Annotated in this window: 18 protein-coding genes and 1 pseudogene; 14 read left to right on the top strand and 5 right to left on the bottom strand. The window is 72.0% G+C overall.

Annotated elements, in window-relative coordinates:
• The first annotated feature begins 12 nt into the window (after positions 1-12).
• The 5 genes from rsmI to ACN6LM_RS08420 all read left to right on the top strand — a co-directional run bounded on the left by rsmI (position 13) and on the right by ACN6LM_RS08420 (position 4,188).
• Positions 13-909: a 16S rRNA (cytidine(1402)-2'-O)-methyltransferase gene (gene rsmI / locus ACN6LM_RS08440; protein ID WP_445064650.1), complete on the top strand. Its 897-nt coding sequence runs from the start codon at positions 13-15 to the stop codon at positions 907-909.
• Between the two features lie 160 nt (positions 910-1,069).
• Positions 1,070-1,459: a hypothetical protein gene (locus tag ACN6LM_RS08435; RefSeq protein ID WP_445064649.1), complete on the top strand. Its 390-nt coding sequence runs from the start codon at positions 1,070-1,072 to the stop codon at positions 1,457-1,459.
• Positions 1,460-1,493: 34 nt separating this feature from the next.
• On the top strand, positions 1,494-2,360 hold the full coding sequence (locus tag ACN6LM_RS08430; RefSeq protein WP_445064648.1) for a TatD family hydrolase: 867 nt from the start codon (positions 1,494-1,496) through the stop codon (positions 2,358-2,360).
• A gap of 35 nt (positions 2,361-2,395) precedes the next feature.
• Positions 2,396-3,298: a 16S rRNA (adenine(1518)-N(6)/adenine(1519)-N(6))-dimethyltransferase RsmA gene (rsmA, locus tag ACN6LM_RS08425; protein WP_445064647.1), complete on the top strand. Its 903-nt coding sequence runs from the start codon at positions 2,396-2,398 to the stop codon at positions 3,296-3,298.
• Positions 3,295-4,188, top strand: a complete 894-nt coding sequence (locus tag ACN6LM_RS08420) for a 4-(cytidine 5'-diphospho)-2-C-methyl-D-erythritol kinase (RefSeq protein ID WP_445064646.1) — start codon at positions 3,295-3,297, stop codon at positions 4,186-4,188. Before rsmA ends, ACN6LM_RS08420 begins: the two co-directional genes overlap by 4 nt.
• A gap of 67 nt (positions 4,189-4,255) precedes the next feature.
• Here the strand turns inward: ACN6LM_RS08420 and ACN6LM_RS08415 are convergent, their stop codons facing one another.
• Entirely contained in the window at positions 4,256-4,894 is a 639-nt protein-coding gene (locus tag ACN6LM_RS08415; protein ID WP_445064645.1) for a lipoprotein, read from the bottom strand.
• A 118-nt stretch (positions 4,895-5,012) separates the two neighbouring features.
• On the opposite strand from ACN6LM_RS08415, the gene ACN6LM_RS08410 reads away from it, so the two are divergent.
• The 5 genes and pseudogenes from ACN6LM_RS08410 (at position 5,013) to ACN6LM_RS08390 (ending at position 13,392) form a co-directional block, all read left to right on the top strand.
• Positions 5,013-6,827: an ABC-F family ATP-binding cassette domain-containing protein gene (locus ACN6LM_RS08410; protein WP_445064644.1), complete on the top strand. Its 1,815-nt coding sequence runs from the start codon at positions 5,013-5,015 to the stop codon at positions 6,825-6,827.
• Between the two features lie 90 nt (positions 6,828-6,917).
• Positions 6,918-8,588 (top strand): outer membrane protein assembly factor BamB family protein, encoded by a 1,671-nt coding sequence (locus ACN6LM_RS08405; protein ID WP_445064643.1) that lies wholly within the window; start codon positions 6,918-6,920, stop codon positions 8,586-8,588.
• A 242-nt stretch (positions 8,589-8,830) separates the two neighbouring features.
• Positions 8,831-10,680, top strand: a pseudogene (locus ACN6LM_RS08400) (outer membrane protein assembly factor BamB family protein).
• Positions 10,681-10,738: 58 nt separating this feature from the next.
• A complete protein-coding gene (locus tag ACN6LM_RS08395) occupies positions 10,739-12,577 on the top strand; it encodes an outer membrane protein assembly factor BamB family protein (RefSeq protein ID WP_445064642.1) in 1,839 nt (612 codons plus the stop codon).
• Positions 12,578-12,699: 122 nt separating this feature from the next.
• Positions 12,700-13,392, top strand: a complete 693-nt coding sequence (locus ACN6LM_RS08390) for a helix-turn-helix transcriptional regulator (RefSeq protein WP_073968595.1) — start codon at positions 12,700-12,702, stop codon at positions 13,390-13,392.
• 30 nt (positions 13,393-13,422) lie between these two features.
• On the opposite strand, the gene ACN6LM_RS08385 is transcribed toward ACN6LM_RS08390, so the two are convergent.
• Positions 13,423-13,713 (bottom strand): hypothetical protein, encoded by a 291-nt coding sequence (locus ACN6LM_RS08385; protein ID WP_445064641.1) that lies wholly within the window; start codon positions 13,711-13,713, stop codon positions 13,423-13,425.
• Between the two features lie 15 nt (positions 13,714-13,728).
• On the bottom strand, positions 13,729-15,399 hold the full coding sequence (locus tag ACN6LM_RS08380; RefSeq protein WP_445064640.1) for a sodium:solute symporter family protein: 1,671 nt from the start codon (positions 15,397-15,399) through the stop codon (positions 13,729-13,731).
• Between the two features lie 236 nt (positions 15,400-15,635).
• Here ACN6LM_RS08380 and galT point away from each other — a divergent pair, with 236 nt between their 5' ends.
• From galT to galK, 3 genes are read left to right on the top strand one after another with little or no spacing between them, the layout of a single operon-like run.
• A complete protein-coding gene (gene galT, locus ACN6LM_RS08375; protein WP_445064639.1) occupies positions 15,636-16,679 on the top strand; it encodes a galactose-1-phosphate uridylyltransferase in 1,044 nt (347 codons plus the stop codon).
• On the top strand, positions 16,676-17,656 hold the full coding sequence (galE, locus tag ACN6LM_RS08370) for a UDP-glucose 4-epimerase GalE (protein ID WP_445064638.1): 981 nt from the start codon (positions 16,676-16,678) through the stop codon (positions 17,654-17,656). The genes galT and galE overlap by 4 nt, the downstream gene beginning before the upstream one ends.
• Positions 17,653-18,822: a galactokinase gene (gene galK, locus ACN6LM_RS08365; protein WP_445064637.1), complete on the top strand. Its 1,170-nt coding sequence runs from the start codon at positions 17,653-17,655 to the stop codon at positions 18,820-18,822. Before galE ends, galK begins: the two co-directional genes overlap by 4 nt.
• 7 nt (positions 18,823-18,829) lie before the next feature.
• On the opposite strand, the gene ACN6LM_RS08360 is transcribed toward galK, so the two are convergent.
• Positions 18,830-19,273 (bottom strand): GNAT family N-acetyltransferase, encoded by a 444-nt coding sequence (locus ACN6LM_RS08360; RefSeq protein ID WP_445064636.1) that lies wholly within the window; start codon positions 19,271-19,273, stop codon positions 18,830-18,832.
• Between the two features lie 118 nt (positions 19,274-19,391).
• Between ACN6LM_RS08360 and ACN6LM_RS08355 the strand changes: the two genes are divergently transcribed.
• Positions 19,392-20,201, top strand: a complete 810-nt coding sequence (locus ACN6LM_RS08355) for a LuxR C-terminal-related transcriptional regulator (RefSeq protein ID WP_445064635.1) — start codon at positions 19,392-19,394, stop codon at positions 20,199-20,201.
• On the opposite strand, the gene ACN6LM_RS08350 is transcribed toward ACN6LM_RS08355, so the two are convergent.
• Positions 20,160-20,657 (bottom strand): MarR family winged helix-turn-helix transcriptional regulator, encoded by a 498-nt coding sequence (locus tag ACN6LM_RS08350; RefSeq protein ID WP_073864884.1) that lies wholly within the window; start codon positions 20,655-20,657, stop codon positions 20,160-20,162. The genes ACN6LM_RS08355 and ACN6LM_RS08350 overlap by 42 nt on opposite strands.
• Between the last annotated feature and the right edge of the window lie 46 nt (positions 20,658-20,703).

The raw sequence follows: 20,703 nt of genomic DNA, 5'->3' as shown, positions 1-20,703 counted from the left end.
CCGTGCGGGAGGATGGGGCTTGTGACTGGAACGACTGGAACGCTCGTGCTCGCAGGGACCCCCATCGGCGACCTGGCGGACGCCCCGCCCCGCCTCGCCGCCGAACTGGAGGCGGCCGACGTCATCGCCGCGGAGGACACCCGACGGCTGCGCCGGCTGACCCAGGGGCTCGGCGTCCACACCACGGGACGCGTCGTCTCGTACTTCGAGGGCAACGAGTCCGCCCGCACGCCCGAACTCGTGGAGGCGCTGGCCGGCGGAGCCCGGGTGCTGCTGGTCACGGACGCCGGGATGCCGTCCGTCTCCGACCCGGGCTACCGGCTGGTCGCCGCCGCCGTGGAGCGGGACATCAAGGTCACCGCCGTGCCCGGCCCGTCCGCCGTGCTCACCGCGCTCGCCCTGTCCGCGCTGCCGGTGGACCGGTTCTGCTTCGAGGGGTTCCTGCCGCGCAAGGGCGGCGAACGCCTCTCCAAGCTGCGCGAGGTCGCCCGCGAGCCCCGCACGATGGTCTTCTTCGAGGCCCCGCACCGCCTGGACGACACCCTCGCCGCGATGGCCGAGGTCTTCGGCGCGGAGCGGCGGGGCGCGGTGTGCCGCGAGCTGACCAAGACGTACGAGGAGGTCAAGCGCGGTCCGCTGGGCGATCTCGCCGCCTGGTCGGCCGCCGAGCAGGTACGCGGTGAGATCACCGTCGTGGTCGAGGGCGCGCCGTCCGGCGGGGAGGACCTGGACGCCGACGAGCTGGTGCGCAGGGTGCGGGTGCGCGAGGAGGCGGGGGAGAGGCGCAAGGAGGCGATCGCCGCCGTAGCCGCCGATGCGGGCCTGCCCAAGCGCGAGGTGTTCGACGCCGTCGTCGCGGCAAAGAATGCTGCTCGGACCGGCCATGCGGACGGCAAAGGACTAACCTGAAAAGCAAAGCGGGAGCCGCGTACCGGCCTCTTTGTCCACGAGAAGCCCAAAACCGCTCCAACACTCGACAGGGCCCGGTGCGCTCCCGCCGGAGAAGGCGTCCACTGGAAGGCAGGGCGCATTCCCCGGAGTGCTTGTCCGACGGACAAGAGGAGCAGGCGTGAGCGACATCACAGCAGCCACCGCACACGAGGCATACGCCTTCGCCTGCATGAGGTGCGGACACGGCTGGGAGCAGGCGTACGAGATAGAGCACCACGTCGACGCGTCCGGCCACGCCTACGTGACCTACCTGGCGGACGGCGAACGGGTGCCCTCGCCCCTCTCCACCCCCACCTGCGCCAACTGCGGCGGGCACGTCGTGCGGATCATGCGGGCCGGCCGGGTCTCCAACATCCAGCGCTTCCTGTACAACCAGAACCGGTCCCAGCCCGCCGCCGGGCCACTGATTTCGGAGGAGCCGGCCGAGGAGCCCGTGGCCGCCACCGTCGCCCCGTCCGCCGGCCACCACTGGCACCTCTCCGACCTCCTGCACCCGTTCCGGAAGTAGGGCGGACCGCCCCGGTCCTCGTACGATCGTGGCCATGAGCCGCACCGAAGCCCCGCCCCTGCCGGAACCCCTCCGGGTGCCGGTCGCCGATTCGCACACCCATCTGGACATGCAGGACGGCACCGTCGAGGAGGGCCTGGCCAGGGCCGCCGCGGTGAACGTGACGACCGTGGTGCAGGTGGGCTGCGACGTGAAGGGGTCCCGCTGGGCCGCCGAGACCGCCGCCGCGCACGCGAACGTGCACGCGGCGGTGGCCCTCCACCCCAACGAGGCGCCGCGCATCGTGCACGGTGATCCCGACGGGTGGTCGCGGCAGGGGGCGCGCGAGGGGGGCGGTACCGGCGCGCTGCACGAAGCGCTCGCCGAGATCGACGCCCTGGCCGCGCTGCCGCAGGTGCGCGGGGTGGGCGAGACCGGCCTCGACCACTTCCGGACCGGCCCCGAGGGCATGGCCGCCCAGGAGGAGTCCTTCCGGGCCCACATCGAGATCGCCAAGCGCCACGGCAAGGCCCTCGTCATCCACGACCGCGAGGCCCACGCGGACGTCCTGCGCATCCTCGCGGACGCGGGGGCGCCGGAGCGGACCGTCTTCCACTGCTACTCCGGCGACGCGGACATGGCCCGGGTCTGCGCGGAGGCCGGCTACTTCATGTCGTTCGCCGGGAACATGACCTTCAAGAACGCCCAGCCGCTGCGCGACGCGCTGGCGGTGGCCCCGCTGGAACTGGTCCTGGTCGAGACGGACGCCCCGTTCCTGACGCCGGCGCCGTACCGGGGGCGGCCCAACGCGCCGTACCTGATCCCGGTGACGCTGCGGGCGATGGCGGCGGTGAAGGGGCTGGACGAGGACGTGCTCGCGGAGGCGATCGCGGACAACACGGCCAGGGCGTTCGACTACTGAGCGGGGGCCCCTGCGGGGCCCCGTACGCTTGACAGGTGAGCACCACTGAGCCCGACGCCCTCCTGGGCCCCGCAGACATCCGCGAACTCGCCGACACCCTCGGCGTACGCCCCACCAAGCAGCGCGGGCAGAACTTCGTCATCGACGCCAACACGGTCCGCCGGATCGTGCGGACGGCGGAGGTCCGGCCGGACGACGTGGTGGTCGAGATCGGCCCGGGCCTCGGCTCGCTGACCCTCGCGCTGCTGGAGGTCGCCGACCGGGTCGTCGCCGTCGAGATCGACGACGTACTCGCGGCGGCCCTGCCCGCCACCGTCGCCGCCCGGATGCCCGCCCGCGCCGACCGCTTCGCGCTGGTGCACTCGGACGCCATGCTCGTACGCGAGCTGCCGGGCCCGCCGCCCACGGCACTGGTCGCCAACCTCCCGTACAACGTCGCCGTGCCGGTGCTGCTCACCGTGCTCGACCGGTTCCCCAGCATCGAGCGCACGCTCGTCATGGTGCAGGCGGAGGTCGCGGACCGGCTGGCCGCCCGGCCGGGCAACAAGGTCTACGGCGTGCCCTCGGTGAAGGCCAACTGGTACTCGGACGTCAAGCGCGCCGGGTCCATCGGCCGCAAGGTCTTCTGGCCCGCGCCGAACGTGGACTCCGGGCTCGTCTCGCTGGTGCGCCGCAGCGAACCCGTGGCGACGACCGCGACCAAGGCAGAGGTCTTCGCGGTGGTGGACGCGGCGTTCGCCCAGCGCCGCAAGACGCTGCGCGCGGCACTCGCGGGCTGGGCCGGTTCCGCGCCGGCCGCCGAGGCCGCGCTGGTCGCGGCGGGCGTCTCGCCGCAGGCGCGCGGCGAGTCCCTGACGATCGAGGAGTTCGCGGCGGTCGCCGAGAACAAGCCCGCCGGCCCGAACGAGCCGGCCGCCGAGACCGGGAGCGCGCAGTGAGTGTCACCGTACGGATCCCCGCCAAGGTCAACGTCCAGCTCGCGGTCGGCGCCGCGCGCCCGGACGGCTTCCACGACCTGGCCAACGTCTTCCTCGCCGTCGGCCTGTACGACGAGGTCACCGTCGCCCCCGCCGACAGCCTGCGCGTCACCTGCTCCGGGCCCGACGCGGCGCAGGTCCCGCTGGACGCGTCGAACCTCGCCGCGCGGGCGGCGTCCGCGCTGGCCGCGCGCCACGGCATCGCGCCGGACGTGCACATCCACATCGACAAGGACATCCCGGTCGCAGGCGGCATGGCGGGCGGCAGCGCGGACGGGGCCGGCGCCCTGCTGGCCTGCGACGCGCTGTGGGGGACCGGCACGCCCCGCGAGGAGCTGCTCGCCCTCTGCGCCGAGCTGGGCAGCGATGTGCCGTTCAGCCTGGTCGGCGGCGCCGCGCTCGGTACCGGCCGGGGCGAGCGGCTGACCCCGGTCGAGGTGGGCGGCACCTTCCACTGGGTGTTCGCGGTCGCCGACGGCGGGCTCTCCACCCCGGCGGTGTACCGCGAGTTCGACCGCCTCACGGCGGGCACCCGGGTCCCGGAACCGGTGGCATCGGACGCCCTCCTCGACGCGCTGCGGTCCGGCGACCCGAAGGCCCTGGCCGCCACCCTGGGCAACGACCTCCAGGCCCCCGCGCTGGCCCTGCGCCCCTCCCTCGCCGCGACCCTGGCGGCGGGCACGGAGGCGGGCGCGCTCGCGGCCCTGGTCTCCGGCTCGGGCCCGACGACCGCGTTCCTCGCGGAGGACGAGGCGGCGGCCCACGCGGTGGCCGCCGCCCTCACCGCCTCGGGGACCTGCCGCACGGCGCGGACGGCGGTGTCCCCGGCCCGGGGGGCGACGGTCCTCTAGGACGTGTTTCGCAAGTCCCGCCTGTCCGGCGGCGCCTGGCACGCACGCTCGCCGCGTTGTCGGGAGGTCAGCCCACCCGTACCGACTTCCTCGCCAGCTCGTACGCCGGCAGCATGTCCTCGTGCTCGTCCGTGTCCAGGCCGCCCAGGTGGACCACGACCGGCCCGTCGGGGGTGGCGAGGGCGAAGGCGTGGGTGAGGCGCGGGCCGTCCATGAGCGGGCTGCGGAAGGTGTAGGTCACCTCGGTCAGGGCCTGCTTCCCCGCCGTGAGCCGGGTGTACGTGACCTCGGACGTGTTCTCCTCCGCCTTGACGAAGCCCTCCAGCGCCGCGCGCGGCGAGGCGTTCCCGCCCTTCCCCTGCCACACCCGCAGGAACCCGATGTGCCCGGCCGGCTTGGCGTCGATCTCGCAGACCAGGTCGACCGGGCCCTGCGTGAGGAAGCCGCCCAGTTCCGAGTCCGGGTCGACCGGCAGAACGGCCTCCGGCTTCCAGTCCTCCGCCAGGTCGAACGTCACCGGCAGCTCGCAGCCGGAGCCGGCGCCGCCGACCGTGCCGCCCTTGGCCGCGGTCTTCACCGCGGGCGCCGCGGTCTTCTCCGGCTTCGCGGCCTCGTCGGAATCCGCGTCCGACGAACAGCCGGTCAGCGCGGACGCGGCCAGCAGGACGGGCACCAGCCCGCGAACCGTACGACGTGTCATGGCCATCCCCGCCTCTTGATCGTTTGCGCGCAAGGTACACCGGGGCGTACGGGCGCTCGTACGGAGGTCCGTGCGGCGGCGACTACGCTGGAAGACCGGAGTCTTCCTCTTAGCTGGAGCGTTCGTGGCCGTCAACCTCATCAATGTCGAGCAGGTCAGCAAGGTCTACGGCACCCGTGCCCTGCTCGACGGTGTCTCCCTCGGCGTCTCGGAGGGCGACCGGATCGGTGTCGTCGGCCGCAACGGCGACGGCAAGACGACCCTCATCCGCATGCTCGCCCGGCTGGAGGATGCCGACACCGGCCGCGTCACGCACAGCGGCGGCCTGCGGCTGGGCGTCCTCACCCAGCACGACTCGCTCGACCCCGAGGCCACCATCCGCCACGAGGTGATCGGCGACCTCGCCGACCACGAGTGGGCGGGCAGCGCCAAGATCCGCGACGTGCTGACCGGCCTCTTCGGCGGGCTCGGCCTGCCGGGCTTCGAGAACGGCCTGGACACCGTCATCGCCCCGCTCTCCGGCGGCGAGCGGCGCCGGATCGCGCTGGCCAAACTGCTCATCGCCGAGCAGGACCTGATCGTCCTGGACGAGCCGACCAACCACCTCGACGTCGAGGGCATCGCCTGGCTCGCCGGCCATCTGCGCGCCCGCCGCTCCGCGCTGGTCTGCGTCACCCACGACCGCTGGTTCCTGGACCAGGTCTGCACCCGCATGTGGGACGTGCAGCGCGGCACGGTGCACGAGTACGAGGGCGGCTACAGCGACTACGTGTTCGCCCGCGCCGAACGGGAGCGGATCGCCGCGACCGAGGAGGTCAAGCGGCAGAACCTGATGCGCAAGGAGCTGGCCTGGCTGCGGCGGGGCGCCCCCGCCCGCACCGCCAAGCCCCGCTACCGCATCGAGGCCGCCAACGAGCTGATCGCGGACGTGCCGCCGCCGCGCGACACCAGCGAGCTGATGAAGTTCGCCAACGCCCGGCTCGGCAAGACCGTGTTCGACCTGGAGGACGTCACCGTCCAGGCCGGCCCCAAGACCCTGCTCCAGCACCTGACCTGGCAGCTCGGCCCCGGCGACCGCATCGGCCTGGTCGGGGTCAACGGCGCCGGCAAGACCTCGCTGCTGCGGGCGCTCGCCGAGGCCGCCCGCACCGAGGGCGAGGTGCAGCCCGCCGCCGGGAAGATCGTCGTCGGCAAGACCGTCCGGCTCGCCTACCTCTCCCAGGAGGTCCACGAGCTGGACCCGAACCTGCGCGTGCTGGAGGCCGTCCAGCAGGTGCGGGACCGGGTGGACCTCGGCAAAGGGCGCGAGATGACCGCCGGACAGCTCTGCGAGCAGTTCGGCTTCGCCAAGGAGAAGCAGTGGACGCCCGTCGGCGACCTCTCCGGCGGTGAGCGGCGCCGGCTCCAGATCCTGCGCCTGCTGATGGACGAGCCCAACGTGCTCTTCCTGGACGAGCCGACCAACGACCTCGACATCGAGACCCTGACCCAGCTGGAGGACCTGCTCGACGGCTGGCCCGGCTCCATGATCGTGATCTCCCACGACCGGTTCTTCATCGAGCGCACCACGGACCGGGTCATGGCCCTCCTCGGCGACGCCTCGCTGCGGATGCTGCCGCGCGGCATCGACGAGTACCTGGAGCGCAGGCAGCGCCAGGCCGAGACGTCCGCCCCCGCGACCGCTCCGGCCGCCGCGCGGACCGCGGCCCCGGTGCCCGCCGTCTCCGCGCAGGCGGCCCGCGCGGCCAAGAAGGAGCTCCAGAAGGTCGAGCGGCAGCTGGAGAAGATGTCGACCCGCGAGACGACCCTGCACGCCCAGATCGCCGAGAACGCCACGGACTTCGAGAAGGTGGCGAAGCTGGACGCGGAGCTGCGCGAACTGGTCGCGGAACGCGACGTGCTGGAGATGCGCTGGCTGGAACTGGCCGAGGACGCCTGACCGTCGTCACGTGTGGGGCGGGTGGTACAAAGAACGCTTGCCCGGCGCGGGCCAGGACCGCGCCACTTACACCGCAGGGGGACGGGTCCGATGAGCCAGCCGCCCGGACAGCAGCCGCCGCAGGGCGAGTTCGGAGCACCGTACGATCCGGCGACCGGCCCGTACCCCCAGCCGCCGGCCCCGGCCGGCTACGGCTGCCCGCCACAGGGTCACGGACAGCCCCGGCCGGGCCCGTACGACCAGCAGCCCGGCCCGTACACGCAGCCGGGGCTGCACCACATGCCCACCCAGCAGCAGTACGCCGGCCCCGCGCCCGGCGGGCCGCGGGGCCGGGTCGCGAAGATCGTCGGGGCCGTGGTCGCCGTGGCGCTCCTCGCGGGCGGCGGGATCTGGTTCGCCACCGGCGGCGACGGGGGCAACGACAAGCCCCTCGCCGGGCCGACCCGCTCCGCGAAGCCCACCGTGGCGCCGTCCCCGACCAAGGGCGGCGCCACCGGGAAGCCGGTGGCCGGCCCGGAGGAGCAGGCCCGGGCCATCAACGCCGGGGTCAGGCCCGGCGAGGCGAAGGTCGCCTGGATCCAGAGGGGTGGCATCGACCTGCCGCGCAACGGCTCGGACGTGTTCGGTCCCTGGTTCGCCGGGGACACCGTCGCCAAGGCCATGTTCCACACGGTCTCGGGCTACTCGGTCTCCGACGGCACCGTCCGGTGGAGCCTGCGGCTTCCCACCCAGATGTGCGCGGCCCCCTCGCAGCCCACCGCCGACGGCAAGATCGTCCTCGGGCTCAGGCACGACGCCACCGAGGGCGCCGACTGCGACACCCTCCAGATGGTCGACCTGAGGACCGGCACGGCCGGCTGGCGCAAGTCGTACGTCCGCAAGGGGGTCTGGGACGGACTCTCCGACCTTGCGATGTCCACCAACGGCGACACCGTCACCGTCGGCCGCACCAGCCGGACCGAGGGCTTCCGGGTCAGCGACGGCAAGCCGCTCTTCGGCGAACGGCCCGGCAGGTGCCAGCCGTTCGGCCTCGCCAGCGGACCGGTGGCCATCGCCGCGGTCAGCTGCCACACCGCCGACGACGAGTACAAGGACCAGCAGCTCCAGCGGATCGACCCTGCCACCGGCAGGACCCTGTGGGCGTACAAGCTCAAGAAGGACTGGGAGGTCGGGCAGATCTATTCGGTCAGCCCGCTGGTCGTCTCGCTCAAGCGGCCGGACAAGTGGGCCATCCTCGTGCTCAACGCCGACGGCACCTACCGCTCCCAGCTCTCCGGCGGACCGGGCGACTACCAGGTCAAGTGCGACGAGGACCTGACGTCGCTCAGCCGGAACCTGGACGGCTGCGTGGGCGTGGCCGCCGACGCGAACACCTTCTACATGAGCACCAGGACCGACGCGGTCGCCGGTCACGGCAACAAGATCGTCGCGTTCGACCTCGCCACCGGCACGTTCCGCTGGTCCGCCGGCGGCCCGGGCGGACAGACCGCCGTCCCCCTGCGCACCGAGGGCGGGAAGCTGCTGATGTACGTGGAGGCGATGAAGGGCAGGGGCGGCGGGATCGCCACCCTGCCCGCGACCGGCGGCACCCCGGAATTCGTGCTGCGCCACCCGGTGTCGGGCGTCGGCCTGGAACGCGACTTCATCGCACCGCGCATCGTGTACACCGGCGGACGCACCCTGCTGACGCAGACACGGATCAGCGGCATCAGCGGCGACGACGAGGTGGACATGCGCTCCATGGTGGTCTTCGGCGGCTGACGGCCCGAAGCATCACGACGGCATCACGGCCCGGTCCTCCCTTGGGAACAGGGGCGGACCGAACCGGAGGGCGCCCTCGGACGGGTGGTACAAAGAAGTCCCGCTCGACTGACGTGACACTGCGGGATCCATGCCCGATTCGCTCCATTCCGCCGTGGTCCAGGGGGTCTTGCCCCGGGGTGCCGGCGGGATCGCGGGGGAGTCCGGAACGGGCACCGGACCGCACGAAGGGGGACGCGCTGATGACCCAGCCGCCCGGACAGCAACCGCCGCAGGGAGGCTTCGGCGCTCCGCAGGAGCCGCCGCACGGGGTACCGCAGCCGCCCCAGGGCCCGCCGCAGACTCCGCCGCCGCCCGCCGCGCCGCCCCAGGCCCCCGCCGCGCCGCCGACCCCGCAGCCGGGCTACGGCTACCCGCAGCAGCCCGGCCCGTACGGCCAGCAGCAGCAGCCGGGCCCCTACGGCCAGCCGCAGCAGCCCGGCCCCTACGGGCAGCAGCAGCCGGGCCCGTACAACCAGCAGCCGGGTCCGTACGGGCAGCAGCCGGGTCCGTACGGCCAGCAGCCGCAGGCCGGTTACGGCTTCCCGCCGCAGCAGCAGCCCGGCGTGCCCGTGCCGCCCGGCCCCGGCGGCGGCGGCCCGTCCAAGCGCAAGCCGGCCATGATCATCGGCGCCGCGGTCGCCGCGCTCCTGGTCATCGGCGGCGGCGTGTACTTCGCGACGAGCGGGGGCGACGGCGACGACGACAAGCCGGTCGCCAAGAAGAGCGAGCAGGTCGCGAAGCCGTCCGGGTCGGCCTCCGTCGACCAGGGCGACGGCAACGGCACCGGCCGGGAGGAGGACGACGACCTCAACAGCGGCCGCAAGGACGGCGAGGCCAAGGTCCTCTGGCTCCAGAAGAACGACGTCGACCTCCCGCGCAACGGCGCGACCGTCTACGGTCCCTGGATCGCCGGCGACACCATCGTCAAGGGCATGTACCGCACGGTCTCCGGCTACTCGGTCGCCGACGGCAAGCAGGCGTGGACGCTCAAGCTGCCCGCCGACATCTGCTCCGCGCCCGAGCAGACCACCGCCGACGGCAAGATCGTCATCGCGATCAAGAACGGCACCACCGACAAGGCCGACTGCTCCGCCCTCCAGCAGATCGACCTCAACACGGGCAAGGCCGGATGGAAGAAGGAGGTCAAGAAGAGCAGCCTCTTCGACATGATGTCCGACCTCTCCATGGCCATCAGCGGCGACACCGTCACGGCCGGCCGCACCGGCACGTCCAACGCCTACCGGGTCAGCGACGGCAAGGAGGTCTTCGGCAAGCGGGGCGGCAACTGCGAGCCGTTCGCCTTCGCCGGCGGCCCCAAGCTCATCGCCGCGGTCAACTGCCGCACGGACGACTTCGACAACCCGCAGCACGAGATCGAGGAGCTCGACCCGAACACCGGCAAGGCGAAGTGGACCTACAAGGCCGCGCGCGGCTGGGAGGTCGACAAGGTCTACTCGGTGAGCCCGCTCATCGTCTCCTTCACCAAGGGCGACAGCGACGACAAGAAGTGGACCGTTGTCGCGCTCCGCGAGAACGGCACGCTGCGCTCCCAGCTGAAGAGTGACAAGGGCGACAAGTTCTCCCCGCAGTGCGGCGGCGGCTTCTCCATCTTCGGCCAGCAGCTCCAGGCTGCACCGGCGTCGCGGCCGACGCCAACACCTTCTACATGTCCACGACGGACGACTCGAGCGGCTCCGCCCGCACCAACAAGGTCGTCGCGTTCAACCTGAACACCGGCAGGACGAAGTGGAAGGCGGACGCCCCCGCCGAGGAGACCATGAAGCCGCTCGGCATGGAGGGCGGCAACATCGTGCTCTACGTCGAAGGCGGCTACAGCAAGGGCGGCGGCATCGCGACCCTCTCCCCGGCCGGCGGCAGCCCGAAGACGGTGCTCAAGCACCCGGACTCCACCTCGGAGATCGAGCGCTCCTTCTACAACCCGAAGATCCTCTACGCGGACGGGCGTTCGTTCATCACGAGCGGGCGGGTCAGCGCGAGCAACGACAAGGAAGAGCTGGAGACGAAGACCATGATGGCCTTCGGCAACTGACGGCTCACCCCGCCCGGACGAACCCGACCGACCCCCCTTCCCCGAGGTACGCAACGCCATGACCCAGCCGCCCCAGCAGCCGCCCAACGACCCGCCCCAGGGCGGCTTCGGCGCGCCGCAGGACCCGCCGCCCGGCGGATTCGGCGCCCCGCAGGACCCGCCCGCCGGCGGATTCGGTGCCCCGCCCCCGCCCCCCGGCCCGCCCCAGCAGCAGCCGGACTACGGCTACCCGCAGCCGCCCACCCAGCCCGGCTACGGCTTCCCGCAGGGGCAGCCGCCCACGCAGCCGGGCTACGGCTTCCCGCAGGGCCAGCCGCCCACCCAGCCCGGCTACGGCTTCCCGCAGCAGGGCCGGCAGCAGCCGTACGGCTACCCGACCGCACCGATGCAGCCGGCCCACCAGCCGCCGCAGCAGGGCGGCAGCGGGAAGAAGTTCTCCACCCAGGCGCAGATCATCGTCGCCGCCGTGGTCGCGGTCGCCCTGATCGTCGGCGGCGGCATCTGGTACGCCTCCAGCGGCGGTGACGGCAAGAAGGACGAAGCGGGCTCCTCCGCCGGCACCTCCGGCGAGAACAAGGGAGGCAAGGGCGACGACGGCGGGAAGGGCGGCTCCACCGGCGGCAAGGAGAAGGCCCCGGCGAACGTCGACTCGGCCGTCGGCCTCCAGCTCCCGCAGCCCAAGGTCACCGACGTCACCACCGTCGACGGCTCCTGGATCACCGACAAGGCGTACGTGAAGACGGGCGTCAACGAGATCGTCGGCTACGACCTGGACAAGGGCACCAAGCTCTGGTCGATCCCGCTGGACGGCCAGGTCTGCGCCGCCTCCCGGCACATGAGCAAGGACTACAGGACCGCCATCCTCTTCGAGGAGGCCAAGCGGACGAAGGCCAAGAACTACCAGCAGTGCAACAAGGTCGGCGGCCTCGACCTGGCCACCGGCAAGCTGCTGTGGAGCAAGTCGGTCACCGCCACCACCAGTGGTGACCGGCCGGTCCGCTTCGAAGAGGTCACCCTCAGCGGCACCACCGTCGCCGCCGGCGGCTCCGGCGGCGGCGCCGCCTTCAAGCTGGACACCGGTGCCGAGCTCTGGAAGCCGAAGGTCAGCACCGACGGCTGCTACGACCAGGGCTACGGCGGCGGCGAGGCCCTGGCCGTCGTCCGCAAGTGCGGTACGTACGACGACCCGCAGCTCATCATCCAGGCGCTGAACCCGACGACGGGCGCCCCGCTCTCCTCGTACAAGATGCCGGCCGGTGTCGACTACGCGAGCATCGTCTCCACCAAGCCGCTCGTCGTCGCCGCCGACGTCGGTGAGACCGCCGGCGACGGCAGCAGCATCTCGGACTTCTTCTCGATCGACGAGGCCACCGGCAAGCTGAAGATCCGCATCTCCGCCGACGCCGAGAAGTACGCGGCCCGGTGCGGCTCCACCGAGGTCGAGCAGTGCCAGCACCTCGCCGTCGGCAACAACCGCATCTACCTGCCGACCGAGGAGCACGAGGGCACCGGCGAGAGCTTCAGCCGGACGAACGAGATCGTCTCCTTCGACCTCACCACCGGCAAGCAGACCGGCGACCGGGCCGACGCGGGCGAGAAGTTCACGATGTTCCCGCTGCGCATGGACGGCAAGAACATCATCGCGTACCGGGAACCCCCGTACGACAAGGGCGGTGAGATCGTCTCCATCGACGGCAGCACCTTCGAGCAGACGGTCCTGATGCGCAACCCGTCCGACAAGGCCGTCCGGGACGCGGAGACCAGCTTCACCCCGGACTACGCGGAGTTCCGCTACGAGCAGGGACGCTTCTTCATCTCCGAGACGATGATCAGCGCACCGCGCAAGAGCTCGCTGGACGACAAGGAGTACCTGGTGGTGTCCTTCCACACCAGCTGAGCGCGCATCACATGTGGGGGTGGAACCGGCCGGTCCCACCCCCACACGCGTACCCGGACGTGTAACTTGCAGGCCCTGGAGGGCCGGGGGGCCCGTGCCGTGGTGACGGGGGGAATGGGGCGATGGGTGTCCGGCTGATGGTGGTGGACGACCACCGACTGCTCGCCGAGGCGCTGGCCTCGGCGCTGAAGCTGCGCGGCCACCGCGTGCTGGCCGCCGCCGCGCCCACCACCGGGGCGGCGGACCTCGTCGTCGGACGGGCCCCGGAGGTCTGCCTGTTCGGCACCGCGTCACCCGCCGTGCCCGGCACGTTCGACCCCGTCGTCCGGATCCGGCGCGAGCGCCCGCAGACCGCGGTGGTCGTGCTCGGCCCGGTCCCCAGCCCGCGCGGGATCGCCGCCGCGTTCGCGGCCGGGGCCGCCGGGTACGTCCGGCACGACGAGCGGATCGAGGGCGTGGAGCGCGCCATGGTCAAGGCCAGGGCCGGGGAGGCGGCCATCGCGCCCCAGCTCCTCCAGGGGGCCTTCGCCGAACTGCTCGACCCGGTGGCCCAGCCCGACGACGAGGGCCGCCGGCTGCTGCGGCTGCTCACCCCGCGCGAGGTCGAGGTGCTGGTCCGGGTCGCGGAGGGTGAGGACACCCGGCTGATCGCGGCCGGGATGCGGATCGCGCCGAGCACCGCCCGTACGCACGTCCAGCGCGTCCTGATGAAGCTCGGCGTCGGCTCCCGGCTGGAGGCCGCCGCCCTGGCCGCCCGGACCGGCCTGCTGGACCGGGCGGCGGTTACACGCCAGGGGCCGGACCCCGTCGGCTGACGGTGTCCGGCCCCTGTGGCGCAACACGCCCTAGCTCGCCGGGGTGTCCTCCGGCGCGGGCTCCGGGGCCTGGGCCGGGCGCAGCTTCATCCAGACCAGGAAGAACAGGCCGAGCACCAGCATGGCGAGGCCGGTCCAGAGGTTGATGTGGACGCCCTGGGCCTTCTTCAGGTCCTCGTCGGACGGGCTGATCCCGGCGATCGTCACGATGATCCCGTAGACCACGAAGAGGCCGCCGATGATCCGCCGGATGTCGAAGAGGCGGGCCGCCGTGGCGGACTTCTGCTCCAGGTCGGAGACTTCCTTGTGCAGGTCGGACATGGTGGGTTGCTCCGATCAGAACGAGTAGGGGACGTAGCACAGGGCGGCGAGCACGATGGCTCCCCAGCCCAGGAGTGCGGGCCTGCGGTACCAGGCGCTGTCGCCCTCCTCGGGCACCTCGGGGGCGCCCGGGGACTCGGTTCCGTAGACGAGGCCGGCGAGTTCGGCCTCGGGCTTGGGAGCGGTGAAGAGCGTGACCGCGATCATGACGACCGCGCCGGCGACGAAGCCGACGATCGCGGAGACGAAGTTGGCGCCCTGGTCGCTCGGGATGTCGATGACACCCTGCTTGTAGATGACGAAGTAGTTGACCATCGCGGCCGTGGTGCCCGCGAGCAGGCCCCAGACACCGGACTTCATCGAGGCGCGCTTCCAGAACATGCCGATGATGAAGACGACGAAGAGCGGGACGTTGAAGAACGAGAAGAGCGTCTGGAGGTAGCTCATGATGTTCGAGAAGCTGGCGGCGATGAACGCGGTGCCGATGGATGCCAGCACGCCGAGCGCCGTGATCAGCCGGCCGAAGCGCAGGTAGTACGCGTCCGGCTGGTCCTTCTTCACGTACCGCGCCCAGATGTCCGTGGTGAACACGGTGTTGAACGACGAGACGTTGGCGGCCATGCCCGCCATGAACGCGGCGAGCAGACCGGTCACCGCGATGCCGAGCACCCCGTTCGGCAGCAGCTCGCGCATCAGCAGCGGGATCGCGTCGTTGTACGTGGTGCCGGAGCCGTCGGTGCCGATGTTGGGCACGACCACGGCGGCGACCAGGCCGGGGATCATCACGGCGAAGACGATGAACATCTTCGGGAAGGCCGCGATCAGCGGGGTGCGCTGGGCGGCCGAGAGGTTCTTCGCGGACAGGGCGCGCTGCACCTCGGCGAAGTTCGTCGTCCAGTAGCCGAAGGAGAGCACGAAGCCGAGGCCGAGGATGATCGTCAGCCAGTTGGCGCCGAGCGGGTTGGCGTCACCGATGCCGGTGCCGCCCCAGGCCGACATGAAGTTGGAGCCGTGCTTGGACGTCAGCGAATCGCTCAGCCCGTCCCAGCCGCCGACGCGCTTGAGGCCCAGCAGGGTCAGCGGGATCAGCGCGGCGAGGATGACGAAGAACTGGAGCACCTCGTTGTAGATCGCGGAGGAGAGCCCGCCGATCGTGATGTAGACGAGGACGAAGAGGCCCGCGACGACGATCGCGACCCACTGCGGCCAGCCGAGCAGCGCCTCCACGACGATCGACAGGGCGTACAGGTTGACGCCCGCGATCAGGATCGCCGAGAAGGCGAAGAGTATGGAGCTCAGCAGGTGCGCGGACTTGTCGAAGCGCTGGAGCAGGAACTCCGGCACCGAGCGCACCTTCGAGCGGTAGTAGAACGGCATCATCACGAGGCCGAGGAAGACCATCGCGGGGATGGCGCCGATCCAGTACCAGTGCACCACCGCGACGCCGTACTGCGCGCCCGTCGCCGCCATGCCGAGGATCTCGGTGGCGCCGAGGTTCGCCGCCACGAAGGCCAGACCGGTCACCCATGCAGGCAGTGACCGTCCGGAGAGGAAGAAGTCGAGGCTGGTCTTGACACTCGCCCGGGCGGCGAAGCCGATGCCGAGCACCACGACGAAGTAGATCGCCAGGATCGTGTAGTCGAGCCCGTTCGTGGGGAGCCGGAGCTCTGCTGCCAGATATTGCATGTGGGGGTCTCGCTTCGTTGCGCGAACTGAACTCGAAGGAAACTACGCTCTTGTGTTCAGAAAGTGAACAGTTCCCAAGAGGTTCTTTGTTTGTTTGTGATCGTATTGGCGGAATCGCAGCGTTCAAGCGGCCGTGATCCCCTTCGCACCGCCCGTATGCCCCCGACGTCGACTCATTGACGCATCTGTTGACTTGTGGTTCATTGTGTTGACTTATGTTGGGTGGGAGGAGACTGGTGAAGAAGACGGTTACGACGCTCGCCGACGGCCGGGAGCTGATCTACTACGACAGCCGCGACGACCTCGTGCGCGAGGCCGTCGACCCGCGCCCCCTCGACGCCGTCTCCACCTCGTCCGAGATCCGGCGCGACCCCCTCCTCGGCGACAGCGTGGCCATCGCCTCGCACCGCCAGGGCCGGACCTACCACCCGCCCGCCGACGAGTGCCCGCTGTGCCCCTCGCGCGAGGGGCGGCAGAGCGAGATCCCGGAGTCCGACTACGACGTCGCCGTCTTCGAGAACCGCTTCCCCTCGCTCGCCGGCGACTCCGGCCGCTGCGAGGTCGTCTGCTTCACCTCCGACCACGACGCCTCGTTCGCCGACCTCACCGAGGAGCAGGCGGGCCTCGTCCTGGACGCCTGGACCGACCGCACCGCGGCCCTGGCCCGGCTTCCCCAGGTCAAGCAGGTGTTCTGCTTCGAGAACCGGGGCGCCGAGATCGGCGTCACGCTCGGCCACCCGCACGGCCAGATCTACGGCTACCCCTTCGTCACCCCGCGCACCGAGCTGATGCTCCGCTCGATGGCCGCCCACCACGCGAAGACCGGCCGCAACCTCTTCGACGACGTGATCGCCCGCGAGGAGGAGGACGGCTCCCGGATCGTGCTCGCCACCGCGCACTGGATCGCCTTCGTCCCGTACGCGGCCCACTGGCCGTACGAGGTCCACCTCCACCCGCGCCGCCGCGTCGCCGACCTGCGGGAGCTGGACGAGGAGGCGCGCACGGAGTTCCCACAGGTCTATCTGGAACTGTTGAGGCGATTCGACCGGATCTTCGGACCCGGAGAGCCGCCGACCCCGTACATCTCCGCCTGGCACCAGGCGCCGTTCGAGGTCCCCGGGCGTGAGGACTTCGGGCTCCACCTCGAGCTTTTCACCATCCGACGGACCTCCGGCAAGCTGAAGTTCCTCGCGGGTTCCGAATCCGGCATGAGCGTGTTCATCAACGACGTGCCGCCGGAGACCGCGGCCCAGCGACTGCGAGAGGTAGCGAGCCAGTGAGCAAGACCCCGAAGAAGTACCTGGTCACCGGTGGTGCCGGTTACGTGGGCAGTGTCGTCGCCCAGCACCTGCTTGAGGCCGGCCACACCGTCACCGTCCTGGACGACCTCTCCACCGGCTTCCGCGAGGGCGTCCCGGCCGGGGCCGACTTCATCGAGGGCCGCATCCAGGACGCCGCGAAGTGGCTCGACCCCTCCTACGACGGGGTCCTCCACTTCGCCGCGTACTCCCAGGTCGGCGAGTCCGTCACCGACCCCGAGAAGTACTGGCTCAACAACGTCGGCGGCTCCACCGCCCTGCTCGCCGCGATGCGCGACGCCGGGGTGCGCACCCTGGTCTTCTCCTCCACCGCGGCGACCTACGGCGAGCCGGTCTCCAGCCCCATCACGGAGACCGACCCCACCGCCCCGACCAGCCCGTACGGCGCGACCAAGCTCGCCGTCGACCACATGATCACCGGGGAGGCGGCCGCCCACGGCCTGGCCGCCGTCTCGCTGCGCTACTTCAACGTGGCCGGGGCGTACGGCGACTGCGGCGAGCGGCACAGCCCCGAGTCCCACCTCATCCCGCTGGTGCTCCAGGTCGCCCTCGGACAGCGCGAGTCGATCTCCGTCTACGGCGACGACTACCCCACCCCGGACGGCACCTGCGTCCGCGACTACATCCACGTCGCGGACCTGGCCGAGGCGCACCTCCTCGCCCTCGACGCCGCCACCCCGGGCGAGCACCTGATCTGCAACCTCGGCAACGGCAACGGCTTCTCGGTCCGCGAGGTCATCGAGACGGTCCGCGAGGTCACCGGCCACCCCGTCCCCGAGACCGCGGCCCCGCGCCGCGCCGGCGACCCGGCCGTCCTCGTCGCCTCCGCCGCCACCGCCAGGGAGCGGCTCGGGTGGCAGCCGTCCCGCGCCGACCTGGCCGGAATCGTCTCCGACGCCTGGACGTTCGCCCGCCGAGAGGAGCCCACCGCACCATGACCGAGGACCACGCAGAGCTCACCGCTTCCTTCACCGCGCTGTACGGAAGCGAGCCCGAGGGGATCTGGGCCGCACCCGGCCGGGTCAACCTGATCGGCGAGTACACCGACTTCAACGACGGCTTCGTCATGCCGCTCGCCCTCCCGCACACCGCGCGCGCCGCGGTCGCCCGCCGCACCGACGGCGAGCTGCGGCTGCACTCCACCGATGTGCCCGGCGGCGTCGTCCGGCTCCGCGTGGACGGGCTGACCCCGAACGAGGGCCACGGCTGGGCCGCCTACCCGGCCGGCGTCGTCTGGGCGCTGCGCGAGGCGGGCCACGAGGTCACCGGTGCCGACATCCAGCTGACCTCGACCGTCCCCACGGGCGCCGGGCTCTCCTCGTCCGCCGCCCTCGAAGTGGTCACCGCCCTCGCCCTGAACGACCTCTTCGGCCTCGGGCTCGACGCTGCCGAACTCGCGGTCGTCGCCCAGCGCGCCGAGAACGCGTTCGTCGGCGTCCCCTGCGGGGTCATGGACCAGATGGCGTCCGCCTGCTGCACCGAGGGCCACGCCCTGCACCTGGACACCCGGGACCTCGGCCGCCGCCAGGTCCCCTTCGACCTGGCCGCGCACGGGCTGCAACTCCTGGTCGTCGACACCCGGGTCAAGCACGCGCTCGGCGACGGCGCGTACGCGGAGCGCCGGGCCGGCTGCGAGGAGGGCGCCCGCCTGCTCGGGACAGGCACCCTGCGCGACCTGCCGTACGAGGAGCTGGGCGCCGCCCTGGACCGGCTCGCGGCGTCCGGCGCGGACGAGTCCGTCGTGCGGTACGTGCGCCATGTGGTCGGCGACAACCAGCGCGTCGAGCAGGTCATCGCCCTGCTCGACGCGGGCGACGTGCGCGCGGCGGGCCCGGTCCTCACGGCGGGGCACGTCTCGCTCCGCGACGACCTGCGGGTCTCCTGCGTGGAGCTCGACCTCGTGGTCGAGGCGGCCAACGCGGCCGGGGCCCTCGGGGCCCGGATGACCGGGGGCGGCTTCGGCGGCTCGGCGATCGTGCTGGTCGAGGAGGAGCGGGCGGACGCGGTGACCAAGTCCGTCCTGGAGGCGTTCACCGCGGCCGGCTACGGCACCCCGGGCGTCTTTCCCGCGGTGCCGTCGGCCGGGGCGCGCCGGCTGGCCTGACCCGGGGTCAGCCGAATTCCTTGGTGAGGGTGTACTCCGTGACGCCCGGCGGGAAGTCCTCGACCTGTCCGCGCACCTCGTAGCCCTGCTTCCGGTAGAAGCCGGGGGCCTGGAAGTCCCAGGTCTCCACCCGGGAGCGGGCGCAGGCCCGGTCCTCCCGGGCCACTCGTTCCGCCTCGGCGAGCAGCCGCGCGCCGAGGCCGGAGCCCCGGTGCGCGGTATCGACCCACAGCAGTTCCAGGTGGAGCCAGCTCGCCCAGGTCCGGGCAGCGAGACCGCCCGCGAGGCGCCCCTCCGCGTCCAGCGCCCAGACGTGCAGCGGCTCCGCCTCCGCGTCCGGGCGCCGGCGCAGGGCGCTCATGTGCGGTGAGCGCGCGGTGTTGTCGTCGCGCAGCAGCCGGTGCAGCTGCGCATGCCGTTCCTTGTCCACTTCTGTCTCAAGATGGAACATGCGCCCCAGCCTAGGGCGCACCCCTGGACAACTTCCGCCAATTACCGTCTCCCCGAGGCGCACGCCCGTACGCTGAGCGCGGCGGGGACCCTGCGTCGGGCACCCCGTCATTCACAGCATGGGGGTGCCTGTGGCCCGTATCCGGGTTCTCGTGGTGGACGACCACCGGATCTTCGCCGAATCGCTCGCCGCCGCGCTCGCGGCCGAGCCCGACGTCGAGGTGGCCGCGGCCGGCAGCGGCCCGGCGGCGCTGCGCTGTCTGGAGCGCGCGGCGGCCGAGGGCCGCGGGTACGACGTGCTGCTGGCCGACGCGGAGCTCGGCGCCCTCGCCGCGCCCGCCCGTACCGGCCCGTTCCCGGTGCCCGCCCCGCGCTCCGGACCGGGCCGCTCCGGTCCGGTCGACGGGATCGCCCTGGTCGGCGCGGTCCGCCTGGCGCGTCCCTCGGTGCGTACGGTGGTGCTCGCCGAGAAGGACGACCCGGCCCGGGCCGCGCTCGCCCTCCAGGCCGGGGCCTGCGGCTGGGTCGCCAAGGACAGCTCGCTGCAACGGCTGCTGGCGGTGATCCGGGGGGTGCTGCGCGACGAGACGCATCTGCCCGCCGCCCTGCTGACGGGGGTGCTGCGCGAGCTGCTGACCGACCGCAAGCACCGCACCGAGAGCGAGAAGCTGGTCGAGTCGCTGACTCCGCGCGAGCGCGAGGTGCTGCGGTGCATGGTGGCGGGCCTGGGCCGCAAGGCGGTCGCGGAGCGGCTGTTCCTCTCCCCGCACACCGTGCGGACGCACATGCAGAACGTGCTGGGGAAGCTGGGCGTGCACTCGACGCTGGCCGCCGTGGCGCTCGCCAGACGCGCGGGCGTCGGCCCCGTCGACCTGGAGGAGCCGGCGCTATCCGGGGATGTTGTCGAACGGGGCAGTCAACTGGCGTAGCAGCCCGGCGAGTTCGGCGCGCTGCTGGCGGGAGAGCTCGCCGAGGATGGCGCGCTCCTGGGCGAGGAGGCCCGCCAGGGACTGGTCGGCCTTGTCGCGGCCCTCGGCGGTGAGCCGGACCAGGACGCCGCGCCGGTCGCTGGGGTCGGGCAGCCGTTCGACCAGGTTCTTCTTGGTGAGCCGGTCGATGCGGTTGGTCATCGTGCCCGAGGTGACCAGGGTCTGGGTGAGCAGCTGGCCGGGGGAGAGCTGATACGGCGCGCCGGCCCGGCGCAGCGACGTGAGGACGTCGAACTCCCACGGTTCGAGCTGGTGCTCGGCGAAGGCGATGCGGCGGGCCCGGTCGAGGTGCCGGGCCAGGCGGGAGACGCGGCTGAGGACCTCGAGCGGTTCCACGTCGAGGTCGGGGCGCTCGCGGCGCCATGCAGCGACCAGTCGGTCGACCTCGTCCTCCATGTGGATCAGTGTAGATGGTCTGTCGACATGAAGTCTCTTGAATTCG

Source organism: Streptomyces sp. SAS_281 (assembly GCF_052542855.1).
This window is presented reverse-complemented; position numbering and strand designations above follow the sequence as displayed.

Excerpts from the sequence above, each read along its gene's own strand:
- rsmI (WP_445064650.1), top strand. The coding sequence starts at position 13 with ATGGGGCTTGTGACTGGAACGACTGGAACGCTCGTGCTCGCAGGGACC.
- ACN6LM_RS08430 (WP_445064648.1), top strand. The coding sequence starts at position 1,494 with ATGAGCCGCACCGAAGCCCCGCCCCTGCCGGAACCCCTCCGGGTGCCG.
- ACN6LM_RS08415 (WP_445064645.1), bottom strand. The coding sequence starts at position 4,894 with ATGGCCATGACACGTCGTACGGTTCGCGGGCTGGTGCCCGTCCTGCTG.
- ACN6LM_RS08405 (WP_445064643.1), top strand. The coding sequence starts at position 6,918 with ATGAGCCAGCCGCCCGGACAGCAGCCGCCGCAGGGCGAGTTCGGAGCA.
- ACN6LM_RS08395 (WP_445064642.1), top strand. The coding sequence starts at position 10,739 with ATGACCCAGCCGCCCCAGCAGCCGCCCAACGACCCGCCCCAGGGCGGC.
- ACN6LM_RS08390 (WP_073968595.1), top strand. The coding sequence starts at position 12,700 with ATGGGTGTCCGGCTGATGGTGGTGGACGACCACCGACTGCTCGCCGAG.
- ACN6LM_RS08385 (WP_445064641.1), bottom strand. The coding sequence starts at position 13,713 with ATGTCCGACCTGCACAAGGAAGTCTCCGACCTGGAGCAGAAGTCCGCC.
- ACN6LM_RS08380 (WP_445064640.1), bottom strand. The coding sequence starts at position 15,399 with ATGCAATATCTGGCAGCAGAGCTCCGGCTCCCCACGAACGGGCTCGAC.
- galK (WP_445064637.1), top strand. The coding sequence starts at position 17,653 with ATGACCGAGGACCACGCAGAGCTCACCGCTTCCTTCACCGCGCTGTAC.
- ACN6LM_RS08360 (WP_445064636.1), bottom strand. The coding sequence starts at position 19,273 with ATGTTCCATCTTGAGACAGAAGTGGACAAGGAACGGCATGCGCAGCTG.
- ACN6LM_RS08355 (WP_445064635.1), top strand. The coding sequence starts at position 19,392 with ATGGGGGTGCCTGTGGCCCGTATCCGGGTTCTCGTGGTGGACGACCAC.
- ACN6LM_RS08350 (WP_073864884.1), bottom strand. The coding sequence starts at position 20,657 with ATGGAGGACGAGGTCGACCGACTGGTCGCTGCATGGCGCCGCGAGCGC.